At 53.5% G+C, this 13,952-nt stretch carries 12 protein-coding genes and 1 riboswitch; of the genes, 6 read left to right on the plus strand and 6 right to left on the minus strand.

The features are described 5' to 3' along the window. Positions 1 to 23 precede the first annotated feature (23 nt). Positions 24 to 124, minus strand: a riboswitch (TPP riboswitch). 36 nt (positions 125 to 160) lie between these two features. Next, positions 161 to 1,816 (minus strand): HTH-type transcriptional regulator SgrR, encoded by a 1,656-nt coding sequence (sgrR, locus tag RT644_RS21125; protein WP_020456529.1) that lies wholly within the window; start codon positions 1,814 to 1,816, stop codon positions 161 to 163. Between the two features lie 87 nt (positions 1,817 to 1,903). On the opposite strand from sgrR, the gene sgrT reads away from it, so the two are divergent. Continuing rightward, positions 1,904 to 2,056 (plus strand): glucose uptake inhibitor SgrT, encoded by a 153-nt coding sequence (sgrT, locus tag RT644_RS21130; RefSeq protein WP_020456530.1) that lies wholly within the window; start codon positions 1,904 to 1,906, stop codon positions 2,054 to 2,056. Positions 2,057 to 2,193: 137 nt separating this feature from the next. Next, complete coding sequence (locus RT644_RS21135; protein WP_313627984.1) at positions 2,194 to 3,372, plus strand: sugar efflux transporter; 1,179 nt, start codon at positions 2,194 to 2,196, stop codon at positions 3,370 to 3,372. 35 nt (positions 3,373 to 3,407) lie between these two features. Here RT644_RS21135 and leuD read toward each other — a convergent pair whose 3' ends face one another. The 5 genes from leuD to leuL form a co-directional block, all read right to left on the minus strand. Next, positions 3,408 to 4,013, minus strand: a complete 606-nt coding sequence (gene leuD, locus RT644_RS21140) for a 3-isopropylmalate dehydratase small subunit (RefSeq protein ID WP_313627986.1) — start codon at positions 4,011 to 4,013, stop codon at positions 3,408 to 3,410. Between the two features lie 11 nt (positions 4,014 to 4,024). Beyond that, positions 4,025 to 5,422: a 3-isopropylmalate dehydratase large subunit gene (gene leuC, locus RT644_RS21145; RefSeq protein WP_020456533.1), complete on the minus strand. Its 1,398-nt coding sequence runs from the start codon at positions 5,420 to 5,422 to the stop codon at positions 4,025 to 4,027. A 2-nt stretch (positions 5,423 to 5,424) separates the two neighbouring features. Then, positions 5,425 to 6,516 (minus strand): 3-isopropylmalate dehydrogenase, encoded by a 1,092-nt coding sequence (gene leuB, locus RT644_RS21150; protein ID WP_020456534.1) that lies wholly within the window; start codon positions 6,514 to 6,516, stop codon positions 5,425 to 5,427. Beyond that, the gene (gene leuA / locus RT644_RS21155; protein ID WP_020456535.1) at positions 6,516 to 8,087 is read right to left on the minus strand and encodes a 2-isopropylmalate synthase; all 1,572 of its coding nucleotides are present in this window, start codon (positions 8,085 to 8,087) and stop codon (positions 6,516 to 6,518) included. Before leuA ends, leuB begins: the two co-directional genes overlap by 1 nt. 92 nt (positions 8,088 to 8,179) lie before the next feature. After that, positions 8,180 to 8,266, minus strand: coding sequence for a leu operon leader peptide (gene leuL / locus RT644_RS23680; protein ID WP_110093646.1), 87 nt, complete (start codon positions 8,264 to 8,266; stop codon positions 8,180 to 8,182). Between the two features lie 474 nt (positions 8,267 to 8,740). On the opposite strand from leuL, the gene leuO reads away from it, so the two are divergent. The 4 genes from leuO to cra all read left to right on the plus strand — a co-directional run bounded on the left by leuO (position 8,741) and on the right by cra (position 13,491). After that, positions 8,741 to 9,703: a transcriptional regulator LeuO gene (leuO, locus tag RT644_RS21160; RefSeq protein ID WP_020456536.1), complete on the plus strand. Its 963-nt coding sequence runs from the start codon at positions 8,741 to 8,743 to the stop codon at positions 9,701 to 9,703. Between the two features lie 387 nt (positions 9,704 to 10,090). Next, on the plus strand, positions 10,091 to 11,815 hold the full coding sequence (gene ilvI, locus RT644_RS21165) for an acetolactate synthase 3 large subunit (RefSeq protein ID WP_044489561.1): 1,725 nt from the start codon (positions 10,091 to 10,093) through the stop codon (positions 11,813 to 11,815). Positions 11,816 to 11,817: 2 nt separating this feature from the next. Further along, on the plus strand, positions 11,818 to 12,309 hold the full coding sequence (ilvN, locus tag RT644_RS21170) for an acetolactate synthase small subunit (RefSeq protein WP_007373137.1): 492 nt from the start codon (positions 11,818 to 11,820) through the stop codon (positions 12,307 to 12,309). Positions 12,310 to 12,486: 177 nt separating this feature from the next. Continuing rightward, positions 12,487 to 13,491 carry a catabolite repressor/activator gene (gene cra, locus RT644_RS21175; RefSeq protein ID WP_017457918.1) on the plus strand — a complete coding sequence of 335 codons (1,005 nt, stop codon included), beginning with the start codon at positions 12,487 to 12,489 and terminating at the stop codon, positions 13,489 to 13,491. Positions 13,492 to 13,952: the final 461 nt, after the last annotated feature.

The following is a 13,952-nucleotide window of genomic DNA, read 5'->3' on the forward strand; positions in this document are numbered from 1 at the left end:
CTCAAAATGGGTGGCAAAGGATTTTGAGAGGCAGCCTCAAATCCCTTCGCCGGCGTTATCCGGATCAGGTTCGACGGGTATTTTCTCAGCACACGCGCATGGCGCAGCACCCCGTTGAGAACGCCGCTATTGTAATGATTTGGTAAAAAATGCGAAAGCCTTATGGATCCGGTGGCGCAAACCAGGCGGATTTAAAGTCGAACCAGCCCAGCGTGTTCATGCGCAGCCCGCGCATGGTGCGCTGTCCCTGAATCCTCAGCCAGTGGTGGATTAGCGGTACGATGGCTTTACTGGCGAGCAACTGTTGCGACCAGACGGCAAGATTCATCTCCCCGTTGCGCCATTTTGCCGCATCTGCCTGCCAGTCGAGCGGAATACAGTGCTGTAGCAGCGGTACTTCGTAGAGGTTGGCGAACACTGAGAAATCCAGCGGCAGCGTGAAATTGGCGCTGTTAAGCCAGATATCGCTCCCGGCTTCGCCCCGATGCCACTCCTCGTAATCCACTTCCTGCACAATCAGCTTCACGCCGTGCTCGGCCAGCAGCGTGCTCATGGTACGTGACAGCGCTTCGTGCTCGTTATGTTCGCGATAGAACGTGAGCGTCAGGGTTTCCAGACCCGCCGGTTTTTCACCACTACCGGGGCGGGCATGGTGCCAGCGCGGCAGCAGACCGTAAGCCGGGAACCAGTAGCGTTGGTACTGCTCATTGGCGTGCCACAGCAGATTAGTGGGGGAGAGCACATGGCTGACCCACTCCCTGACCGCCGGGTTCGCGCCACGACTGGATCGCGCATCAAACAGCAGGTAATAACAGCCCTCTTCGAGGCGGCTTTCCACCGCTTTTTCGCCGTCGGTTGGCCCCTCAAGCGTCAGGCCGCTGGTCGGTTCATCGCTCAGATCCGGCAACACCCAGACGTTGACTTCATCGATCAGGGCGCGAAAGCCGAAGTAGTCATCAAAGGCGTGGATTTTTAACTGATTAGTGGTATTGCGCGTCACGGCGTAAGGGCCAGTACCAATCGGCTGGCTGGCGAAGTTGCTTATCGTGTTCCATTCACGCGGCAAAATCATTGCCGGCACATGCCCCATCAACCACGGCAGCCAGTTATCCGGCTGGCTGAGATGGATATCCAGTGTCCAGGGCGTCGGCGAGATCACTTCGCGGATATGTGAGTAGAGCGGCAGGGCCGTGGCGCGCTCCAGCGATGCAATCACATCGCTCATTTCCAGTTCGCGGCCATGATGAAAATGAATGCCGGGGCGTAAATAAAAGCGCCAGTGCAACGGGGAAATCAGCTTCCAGTGGTGGGCGATATCCGCTTCCAGTTCCCCGTTTTCCTCATTTATGCGCGTCAGCGCACTGAAGATTTGCCGTGCTATATGGGTTTCGGAACGACGTAATGCACTACCTGGCAGCAGGTTACGCAGTGGCCGGTAGTAAAGGACCCGCAGGATATGTCGCCCCTGGCGAAAGCTCCGGCCGAGATGCGAAACCAGCATCTGGCGCACGGCCTTTTTATCGCCGACCAGTTGCACCAGTTGATCGATGCGATCCTGCTCCAGCAGGTCTTCGGCGCGCTGTTGCTGGAGCGCAAGGCCGGTATAAAGAAAGGTGAGCCGCGAACGTTTGCCACGGCCGGCTTCAGCATCCCAGGTCAGCCAGCCGCGCTCCTGCATGGTATTGAGCAGGGTGCGCATATGGCGGCGCGAACAGCTAAGCAGCTCCGCCAGCTCGTTGAGCGTCGTTTCTTGTGACTTCCCATCGCAGCATTGCCACAGACGGATAAACTGTTGTTGCAGGCGGCCGGACGACATAAAAGGGGAACTCCTGATAAAAACTCAGCAATTTATTAATCCCTATATTAAGCCAATACTTCTCTGCGATGAAAGCGAGGAGGTCATATGCTGAGATCATCCATACGACGGTTTTATCTGGACTATTTTCACGCCACGCAGGATGCGGGCTGGCTCGCCCGCCTGAGCGCACGGCAGCGCCTGAAAATGCTGGAAGAGCTGATGCAGTGGGAAGTGACAACGCCGGTCTCGAAAGACTGAATCGCCGAAATCATGTGTGACTGAGTATTAAGTGCGAATGCACCCGCCAGCAAAATGTTTTTTGCTGGCTTTTTTCGTTTATGCTGACAGCCGCTTTTTACGCTTTCCCTTTTTGCCGTGCTAACAAGGAAATATTCATGCTCTGGTTAATGACGATGGGACGCCGCCTTAATGGCGTTTACGTCGCTTTTATGATCGTCGCCTTTATGATGGGAGTTGCCGGAGCGCTACAGGCACCGACGCTCAGCTTGTTCCTGAGCCGGGAAGTGGGCGCTGAGCCGTTCTGGGTTGGGCTGTTTTATACCGTCAACGCCATAGCCGGGATTGTGGTCAGCCTTGGGCTGGCAAAACGATCCGACAACCAGGGCGACAGGCGCAAATTGATCCTCTTTTGTTGCCTGATGGCGGTGGGCAATGCGCTGTTATTCGCCTTTAACCGCCACTATCTGACGCTTATCACCTGCGGTGTGCTGCTGGCGTCGCTGGCAAATACCGCCATGCCGCAGCTTTTCGCGCTGGCGCGCGAGTATGCGGACAGTTCTGCACGTGAAGTGGTGATGTTCAGTTCTTTCATGCGCGCACAACTCTCGCTGGCGTGGGTGATTGGCCCGCCACTGGCGTTTATGCTGGCGCTTAATTACGGCTTTACCGCCATGTTTTCCATCGCCGCCGGGATTTTCGTTATCAGCCTGGTGCTGGTGGCGTTCTGGCTGCCTTCGGTGGCGCGTGTTGAACAGCCCGCCGACGTGGCGGTGACGCAGGTCAGCGGCTGGAGCGATAAAAATGTACGCATGCTGTTTATTGCCTCCACGCTGATGTGGACCTGCAACACCATGTACATCATTGATATGCCGCTGTGGATTGGCCTGGAATTAGGGCTACCTGACAAACTGGCCGGGATTTTAATGGGCACGGCAGCAGGGCTGGAGATCCCGGCGATGATCCTGGCGGGCTTTTTTGTCAAACGCATCGGTAAACGGCGCATGATGCTCACCGCGGTTGCGGCGGGTGTGCTGTTCTACATCGGCCTGATTTTTTTCCACAGCCAGACGGCGTTACTTTCCCTGCAACTGTTTAATGCGGTGTTTATCGGGATTATCGCCGGGATTGGCATGTTGTGGTTTCAGGATCTGATGCCTGGGCGGGCAGGTTCGGCGACCACACTGTTTACCAACAGTATTTCGACCGGCGTGATCCTGGCCGGGGTGATCCAGGGCGCGCTGGCGCAAAGCTTTGGCCACGGCGCAGTTTATATCGGCATTGCGGTGATTTCAGTGCTGACGCTGTGGCTGACCAGCCGCGTTAAAGACGTATAAACGTAAAAAGGCCCGGAAACCGGGCCTGTTGTTGGTTAGCGCATAAAAGCGGGCTGTTTGTTTTCGTAAGCGGCGATGGCATCGTCGTGCTGTAACGTCAGACCGATGCTGTCCAGACCGTTCAGCATGCAGTGGCGGCGGAAGGCGTCAATCGAGAAGCTGTACGACTTCCCGCCCGCATTCACCACTTGTGCTTGCAGATCCACCTCAAAGTTAATGCCCGGGTTGTTCTGCACCAGCGTAAAGAGTTCATCCACTTCTTGATCGCTCAACGTTACCGGCAGCAGCTGGTTGTTAAAGCTGTTGCCGTAAAAGATGTCGGCGAAACTTGGCGCAATCACCACTTTGAAACCGTAATCGGTCAACGCCCACGGCGCGTGTTCACGTGACGAACCGCAGCCAAAGTTTTCCCGCGCCAGCAAAATCGATGCGCCTTTGTATTGCGGGAAATTCAGCACGAACTCCGGGTTCGGCTGTTGGCCTTTGTCATCCAGAAAACGCCAGTCGTTAAACAGATGGGCACCAAAACCGGTGCGCGTGACCTTCTGCAAAAACTGCTTCGGGATAATGGCGTCGGTATCCACATTCGCGGCATCCAGCGGAACGACCAGGCCGGTATGTTGGGTAAATTTCTCTGCCATGGTTGTTCTCCTTACAAGCTGCGAATATCAGCGAAATGGCCGGTCACGGCGGCGGCGGCGGCCATCGCCGGGCTAACCAGATGCGTGCGCCCGCCGCGGCCCTGGCGGCCTTCAAAGTTACGGTTACTGGTCGATGCGCAACGTTCACCCGGATTCAGGCGATCGTTATTCATGGCCAGGCACATGGAGCAGCCCGGCAAGCGCCATTCAAAACCGGCTTCAATAAAGATTTTGTCCAGACCTTCGGCTTCCGCCTGTGCTTTCACCGGACCGGAGCCAGGCACAACCAGCGCCTGTACGCCCGGCGCGACTTTGCGCCCTTTGGCTATTTCCGCCGCTGCGCGCAGATCTTCAATGCGTGAGTTGGTGCAGGAGCCGATAAAGACTTTATCGATAGCCACTTCCGTTAACGGTACACCAGGTTTCAGCCCCATGTAGGCCAGCGCTTTTTCTGCGGAAGCGCGCTCAACCGGATCGGCGAACGAGGCCGGATCGGGAATGATATCGGTCACTGAAATAACCTGACCCGGGTTGGTGCCCCAGGTTACCTGCGGGGCGATCTCTTCGGCCTGCAACGTAACTACGGTGTCGAAAACCGCACCTTCGTCGGTATGCAGGGTTTTCCAGTAGGCCACCGCATCATCGAAGTCTTTGCCCTTCGGCGCATGCAAACGACCTTTCACGTAGTTAAAGGTGGTTTCATCCGGGGCGACCAGGCCGGCTTTTGCGCCCATCTCAATCGCCATATTGCACAGCGTCATACGGCCTTCCATGCTCAGCGCACGGATAGCGTCACCGCAGAACTCAACCACGTGCCCGGTGCCGCCGGCGCTGCCGGTTTTACCAATGATCGCCAGCACGATATCTTTCGCGGTGATCCCCGGTGCGGCCGTGCCTTTGACTTCAATTTTCATGGTTTTGGCGCGACCCTGCTTCAGGGTTTGCGTCGCCAGAACGTGTTCCACTTCCGATGTACCGATACCGAAAGCCAGCGCGCCAAATGCGCCGTGGGTGGCGGTGTGGGAATCGCCACAAACGATGGTCATGCCCGGCAGGGTGATGCCCTGTTCCGGCCCCATTACGTGGACGATGCCCTGATACGGGTGGTTCAGGTCATAAAGCTCAACGCCGAATTCGTTGCAGTTTTTGATTAACTCCTGCATCTGAATGCGCGCCATCTCGCCGGAAGCGTTGATGTCTTTAGTTTGTGTCGAGACGTTGTGATCCATCGTCGCGAAGGTTTTACCCGGCTGGCGCACCGGACGGTGGTGCGCGCGCAGCCCATCGAACGCCTGCGGTGATGTCACTTCATGCACCAGATGGCGGTCGATATACAACAGTGGGGTTTCGTTTGGCGCTTCATAGACCACATGGGCGTCAAATAACTTTTCGTACAAACTCTTAGCCATGATTACACCCCTTCAGCGACATAACGAGCGATGATGTCGCCCATCTCATCGGTACTGACAGCGGCGGCGCCACGGGCTAAGTCGCCGGTGCGCACACCTTCTTCTAATGCACGATTGATAGCGCCTTCGATGGCGTCAGCCGCGTCGCCTGCATTCAGGCTGTAACGTAGCAGCAGCGCCAGCGACAAGATCTGCGCAATCGGGTTGGCGATATTTTTCCCGGCTATATCCGGCGCGGAGCCGCCTGCCGGTTCATACAGACCAAAACCTTGTTCGTTCAGGCTGGCGGAAGGCAGCATGCCCATCGAACCGGTGATCATGGCGCATTCGTCGGAAAGAATGTCGCCGAACAGGTTGGAACACAGCAGCACATCAAACTGGGACGGATCTTTAATCAACTGCATGGTGGCGTTGTCGATATACATATGCGCCAGTTCAACGTCGGGGTATTCGCCCGCGATTTCGTTGACGATTTCGCGCCACAGCAGCGAGGTTTGCAGCACGTTGGCTTTATCAATCGAGTGGACTTTTTTGCGGCGTTTGCGCGCTGATTCAAACGCGATACGCGCAATGCGCTCGATTTCAAAACGGTGATAGATCTCGGTATCAAATGCTTTTTCATGCTGGCCGCTACCTTCGCGGCCTTTCGGTTGACCGAAGTAGATGCCGCCGGTCAGTTCGCGCACGCACAGAATGTCGAAGCCGTTGGCGGCGATGTCTTCGCGCAGCGGACAGAATGCTTCCAGACCCTGATACAGTTTTGCCGGGCGCAAGTTACTGAACAGTTTGAAGTGCTTACGCAGCGGCAGCAACGCGCCGCGTTCCGGCTGCTGCGCCGGCGGCAGATTTTCCCATTTCGGACCGCCGACAGAGCCGAACAGAATCGCATCGGCTTGTTCGCAGCCTTCAACCGTGGCCTGCGGCAGCGGGTTACCGTGACGATCGATGGCAATGCCGCCGACATCATAATGGCTGGTGGAAATACGCATACCAAAACGGTTACGTACGGCTTCCAGAACTTTCAGCGCTTGTGCCATTACTTCCGGACCGATACCGTCACCCGGCAACACAGCAATATGGTAATTCTTCGACATCACACGGTTTCCTTGTTGTTTTCTTTGTTCTGAGCCTGGCGTTGCAACTCTTTTTCGACTTCGGCGGCGCGCCAGATGTTGTTCAGCACGTGCACCATGGCTTTGGCGGAGGATTCCACAATATCGGTCGCCAGACCGACGCCGTGGAAGCGGCGACCGTTGTAGTTCACCACGATATCAACCTGACCCAACGCGTCTTTGCCCTGGCCTTTGGCGCTCAAATCGTATTTCACCAGTTCGATGTCATAGGCCGTCACACGGTTAATGGCCTGGTAGACCGCATCGACCGGGCCGTTGCCGTTGGCGGCTTCGGCTTTGATCTCTTCGCCACACGCCAGCTTCACAGACGCGGTGGCGATATCGTTGGAGCCGGACTGCACGCTGAAGTAGTCCAGGCGGAAGTGTTCTGGCTCTTCCTGCTGTTTATTAATGAATGCCAGCGCTTCCAGATCGTAATCAAAGACCTGGCCTTTTTTATCCGCCAGCTTCAGGAAAGCGTCGTACAGATTATCCAGGTTGTAGTCGGCTTCTTTGTAGCCCATCTCTTCCATACGGTGTTTCACCGCAGCGCGCCCGGAACGGGAGGTCAGGTTCAGTTGAACCTGATTCAGACCGATGGATTCCGGAGTCATGATTTCGTAGTTTTCGCGGTTTTTCAGCACGCCGTCCTGGTGAATACCGGAGGAGTGGGCAAATGCGCCGGTGCCAACAATGGCTTTATTCGCCGGAATCGGCATATTGCAAATCTGGCTGACGGTCTGGCTGGTGCGCCAGATTTCATGGTGATTGATTTGGGTGTGCACGTTCATGATGTCTTTGCGCACTTTGATTGCCATGATCACCTCTTCCAGCGAGCAGTTACCGGCGCGTTCGCCGATACCGTTCATTGCGCCTTCTACCTGGCGCGCGCCGGCGTGTACTGCGGCGATGGCGTTGCCCACGGCCAAGCCTAAATCGTCGTGAGTGTGAACAGAGATAATGGCTTTATCGATATTTGGTACGCGTTCGTACAGACCGGAGATGATATTGGCGAACTCGAACGGCATGGTGTAACCCACGGTGTCCGGGATGTTGATGGTTTTCGCACCGGCATTGATGGCGGCTTCAACGACGCGCGCCAGATCGCCAATCGGGGTGCGGCCTGCATCTTCACACGAGAATTCCACGTCGTCGGTATAGTTGCGAGCGCGTTTAACCATGTAAATGGCGCGTTCAATCACTTCATCCAGCGTGCTGCGCAGCTTGGTTGCGATATGCATTGGTGAGGTGGCAATGAATGTGTGGATACGGAACGCTTCGGCAACTTTTAACGACTCTGCTGCAACATCAATATCTTTTTCTACGCAGCGGGCGAGGGCGCAAACGCGGCTGTTTTTCACCTGGCGCGCAATGGTTTGTACGGATTCAAAATCGCCCGGGGAAGAGACCGGAAAACCCACTTCCATCACATCAACGCCCATACGCTCCAGCGCCAGGGCGATTTGCAGCTTCTCTTTCACGCTCAGGCTCGCCTGTAACGCCTGTTCACCATCACGTAATGTGGTATCGAAAATAACGACTTGCTGGCTCATGGTTTAGGTCCTTGTCTCTTAGGTCGCCTCGCTACGAGCATAAAAAAACCCGCGCCAAGGCGCGGGTTCTTAGTCTTAACTGGAAGGACGATTCAACTCAGAATGTCGCCCACCGGTCTACCGCGCACGAGAGATGCGTTTAGTAGTAGTAGACCAGCGAAACCGACGTTGCGAATCATGAATCATGCTCCAGGTGAATGCGATATGCTTTTAGTGGTACTGGATACGTAAGTTAATGTCAACCCCTCGTCTGAAAAGCGTGGCTGAAGAGCGCCGATTATTTTGTTGCGCTTTAGTTAATAATTCTCCCTATACGATGGAAATACGTTTTTCATGCTTACGCATTACCGGTTGTATCTGGCGTTACGTAGTATTTAAAGTCTTCCGTAAAAGCGAAGTGAATAATCGAGTGATGTGTAAAGGAAAACAGCGATAGAGATATATTTTTATTGTGATTACAGAATGTTTGGTAAGGTAAAAATATATGAAGAACTCCCTTAATTTAAGATGAAAAATTTAATTTTCATTCGCCTGGAAAATAAAACAGGAGCTTTATATATTCCTAATTTGTCACACCGTACTTCTAATAATGTTATATGCGTGATAAATCATCTTCCTGAATATTATTATTACGCAGGTCGAGGGAGCTCATGATGACGACGGATTGCAAAATACCTGGTGAAGATGTTTATAATCAGCATGTTAATGAAGAGGGGAAACCGCAGTTACGTTCTGTCGATCTCAATTTACTGACTGTTTTTGATGCAGTAATGCAGGAACAAAATATCACCCGCGCGGCACATGTTCTGGGAATGTCGCAACCCGCAGTAAGTAATGCTGTTGCGCGGCTTAAGGTCATGTTTAATGACGAACTTTTTGTTCGCTATGGGCGAGGGATCCAGCCAACAGCGCGCTCGTATCAACTTTTTGGTTCTATCCGCCAGGCGCTGCAATTGGTGCAAAATGAACTGCCCGGTTCCGGATTCGATCCGCTTAGTAGTGAACGTGTATTTAATCTGTGTGTTTGTAGCCCGCTGGATAATCTTTTAACGTCAGCGATTTACAATCGCGTAGAGAAAATTGCCCCCGGTATTAATTTAGTATTTAAATCCGATCTTAATCACAGCACCGAGCACCAGCTGCGTTATCAGGAAATTGAGTTTGTGATTGGCTACGAAGAGTTTCGCCGGCCTGAATTTTCATGTATCCCATTATTTAATGATGAAATGGTACTGGTCGTCAGCCATCAGCATCCCCGCCTCAATGCGCTCACCACAGAAAACGCCATCTTCAGAGAACAGCATGCGGTGGTTTCGCTGGACCGGTACGCGTCATTTAGCCAGCCGTGGTATGACAGCGTAGATAAATGCAGTTGTATTGCTTATCAGGGGATGGCGCTGACCAGCGTATTAAGCGTGGTTTCGCAAACTCATCTGGTGGCGATTGCACCGCGCTGGTTAGTGAAGACATTTGCTGAAGGGCTGGATTTAGCGATGCTGCCGCTCCCGTTAGATCTGAAGAGCCGTACATGTTACCTCTCCTGGCATGAAGCCGCAGGCAGAGATAAGGGCCATCAATGGATGGAAGAGCTTCTGGTGTCGGTGTGTAGCCATTAGCCAGTGGGCAGAATCATCCAGCGGTGAAAGCGTTTGGTTATTCTGCTCTGTTTTTTTCTGGCAGTATTTTGTCCTGATTTACGTCTGTCGCAATGACAGACGATGTTGCAAAAATGGATCAATTACTGGACAACTTCGTATTCGGATGATGAATGGTCATCGTCTTTGCTTATCACAGATGTTTCCACCAATTCTGCGTTTCTGACGTCGTTTTTTCACTTTTGTACAGGCTTCACCGCAAGGGCTTGCTAATTGCCTGCCAGATTTTGAGCGGTTATGGTAACTGCCATTCATAATCAGAGTGCAGGGATTTCCTGTTCTGAACAGAGCGACAGCGCGGAAATGATTTTCGCCGTCAGTCGACAAACGTAAGCCTGGAGGCAAAGCATGGAGATGTTGTCTGGAGCCGAGATGGTCGTCCGATCGCTTATCGATCAAGGCGTAAAGAAAGTATTCGGCTATCCCGGAGGCGCGGTTCTTGATATCTACGATGCCCTGCATACCGTCGGCGGTATTGAACACGTGCTGGTTCGCCACGAACAGGCGGCAGTACATATGGCTGATGGTCTGGCGCGGGCGACAGGTGAAGTGGGCGTGGTCCTGGTAACTTCCGGCCCCGGTGCGACCAACGCCATTACCGGCATCGCTACGGCATATATGGATTCTATCCCGCTGGTGGTGCTCTCCGGTCAGGTTGCTACGTCGCTGATTGGCTATGATGCTTTCCAGGAGTGCGACATGGTGGGGATCTCCCGCCCGGTGGTAAAACACAGTTTTTTAGTCAAGCAAACGGAAGATATTCCCGGTGTATTAAAGAAAGCTTTCTGGCTTGCCGCCAGCGGTCGCCCTGGACCGGTAGTGGTGGATTTGCCGAAAGACATTATGAACCCGGCCAATAAGCTGCCTTACGTCTGGCCGGAATCCGTCAGCATGCGTTCCTATAACCCGACAACGCAGGGACATAAAGGCCAGATTAAGCGCGCCTTACAAACGCTGGCGGCGGCGAAAAAGCCGGTGGTCTATGTTGGCGGTGGCGCGATCAATTCAGCCTGTGAAGTACAACTACGCCAGCTTGCTGAAAAACTGAATTTACCGGTTGTCTCTTCATTGATGGGGCTGGGGGCATTTCCTGCTTCCCACCGACAGGCGCTCGGCATGCTGGGCATGCACGGGACTTACGAAGCCAATATGACGATGCACCATTCGGATGTCATCTTTGCCGTTGGCGTGCGTTTTGACGATCGCACCACCAACAATCTGGCGAAATATTGCCCGGATGCGACGGTGCTGCATATTGATATCGATCCGACGTCTATTTCCAAAACCGTGCAGGCAGATATTCCGATTGTTGGTGATGCGCGGCTGGTGCTGGAACAGATGCTGGAATTGCTGGATCAGGAAGCGTATCCGCAGCCGTTAGATGAGATTCGCGACTGGTGGCTGCGCATCGATCAATGGCGCGCCCGCCAGTGTCTGAAATACGATACCCAAAGTGAGAGCATTAAACCGCAGGCGGTGATCGAAGCGGCCTGGCGCCTGACGAAAGGTGAGGCTTACGTGACATCAGATGTCGGCCAACACCAGATGTTCGCCGCGCTTTACTACCGCTTTGATAAGCCGCGCCGCTGGATCAACTCCGGCGGGCTGGGCACGATGGGATTCGGTTTGCCTGCGGCGCTCGGCGTGAAGATGGCGTTGCCGGATGAGACGGTGATTTGCGTGACCGGCGATGGCAGTATCCAGATGAACATTCAGGAGCTTTCTACCGCTTTACAGTATGAATTGCCGGTGCTGGTGCTCAATCTTAACAACCGTTACCTGGGCATGGTGAAGCAGTGGCAGGACATGATTTATTCTGGTCGCCATTCGCAATCGTATATGGAATCACTACCTGATTTCGCCCGCCTGGCGGAAGCCTATGGCCATGTTGGGATCCGCATTACGCGCCCGGATGAGTTGGAAGCGAAACTCGCTGAAGCCCTGGAACAGGTGAAGAATAATCGCCTGGTGTTTGTTGATGTTACCGTTGACGGTAGTGAACACGTTTATCCGATGCAGATCCGCGGTGGCGGTATGGATGAGATGTGGTTAAGCAAAACGGAGAGAACCTGATTATGCGCCGGATATTGTCCGTATTACTGGAAAATGAATCGGGCGCGTTATCGCGCGTGATTGGTTTGTTCTCTCAGCGGGGTTACAACATTGAAAGCCTGACGGTTGCGCCAACCGATGATCCGACGTTATCAAGAATGACGATCCAGACCGTTGGCGATCAGAAAGTGCTCGAACAGATCGAAAAGCAACTGCACAAACTGGTTGATGTTCTGCGCGTCAACGAATTGGGGCAGGGCGCGTACGTTGAGCGCGAGATCATGCTGGTGAAAATTCAGGCCAGCGGCTACGGGCGCGAAGAGGTGAAACGCAACGCGGAAATTTTCCGTGGGCAGATCATTGACGTTACCCCTTCTATTTATACGGTTCAGCTTGCCGGAACCAGCGACAAACTGGATGCGTTTCTGGCGACGATCCGCGATGTCGCAAAAATCGTTGAAGTCGCGCGGTCTGGCGTGGTGGGGTTGTCGCGCGGCGACAAAATCATGCGTTGATCGTGATCGTTCTCTCCATTTATCTGCCCGGCCTCTTACGCCGGGCTTTTTTTTGCGAAATCATACGGAACCCGATACGAAAGCGGTTGCCGCAGTGAGTATTCTGCGCTTAGATGTTATGGAAATTAGCCTATATCCCTAAAAAGGTTATGGAGTGCACTATTTTAAGGGGCAATTGTGAAACTGGATGAAATCGCCCGGCTAGCCGGCGTCTCACGAACCACGGCCAGCTACGTCATTAATGGTAAGGCGAAGCAGTATCGTGTCAGCGACAAAACCGTCGAGAAAGTGATGGCGGTTGTTCGTGAGCATAACTACCACCCGAACGCGGTGGCGGCTGGGCTGCGAGCAGGACGAACTCGCTCGATTGGGTTGGTTATCCCCGATCTTGAAAACACGAGCTACACGCGTATTGCCAACTATTTGGAGCGCCAGGCGCGTCAGCGCGGCTATCAGCTTTTGATTGCCTGCTCTGAAGATCAGCCTGACAACGAAATGCGTTGTATTGAACATTTGCTGCAACGGCAAGTGGACGCGATCATCGTATCCACTTCTCTGCCGCCGGAGCATCCGTTCTATCAACGGTGGGCGAATGACTCCTTCCCGATCGTCGCACTCGATCGTGCGCTGGATCGTGAACACTTCACCAGTGTCGTCGGTGCCGATCAGGATGATTCGGAAATGTTGGCGGAAGAGCTGCGTAAATTCCCGGCGGAGCGTGTGCTTTACCTTGGCGCTTTACCGGAGTTATCGGTGAGCTTCCTGCGTGAGCAGGGCTTTCGCACCGCGTGGAAAGACGATCCGCGCGAGGTTCAGTATCTCTACGCCAACAGTTATGAGCGGGAAGCCGCTGCGCAGCTGTTTGAGAAATGGCTGGAAACCAACCCGATGCCGCAAGCGATGTTTATCACCTCGTTTGCCTTATTGCAGGGGGTGCTGGATGTGACGTTGCGTCGCGACGGCAAGCTGCCATCTGATTTGGCGATTGCCACCTTCGGCGATCATGAATTGCTGGATTTCCTGCAATGCCCGGTGCTCGCGGTGGCGCAGCGTCATCGCGATGTGGCCGAACGCGTGCTGGAGATCGTGCTGGCAAGCCTTGATGAGCCACGCAAACCGAAAGCGGGGCTTAGCCGTATTCGCCGTAATCTTTACCGTCGCGGCATACTTAGCCGGGTATAGTTTCGGGTGAAAGGCAGCGACAGCTGCCTTTTTACTATTCATCTCTTACCTTTAATCAAATTATTGTTAAGACTCTCCTAAGATAAATCCTTAATTTCCCAATGGCTGCTGTTAATTTATTTTGCCCATTTCTTAAAAAACATTTTTAAAGGGTAATTGAGAAGTAACTTATCCCGGTTTTTGTATTGAATTGTTACATCTAAAAAAGGCCACGCGCATTGAATTAACGTCCATTTATCGCGTTAAGGTTTTATCACTGTGGAAGTGCCGCCGCGCTGTGCGCGCGTTGATGTAACTGGTGCTGTTAACTCTCTTCAATATGTCTTAAAATGCCGCCCGCGTCGCAAACTGACACTTTATATTTCGCGCGCAGAAATTGAATGGTTTTAAACGCGCGTGCGCATATTCTGTTTTTTTTCTTGCAAATATTCATGACGTTAATTTGCCTCGTAAGCTGAGCA

This window comes from Kosakonia sp., assembly GCF_032104925.1.
Classification (GTDB): Bacteria; Pseudomonadota; Gammaproteobacteria; order Enterobacterales; family Enterobacteriaceae; genus Kosakonia.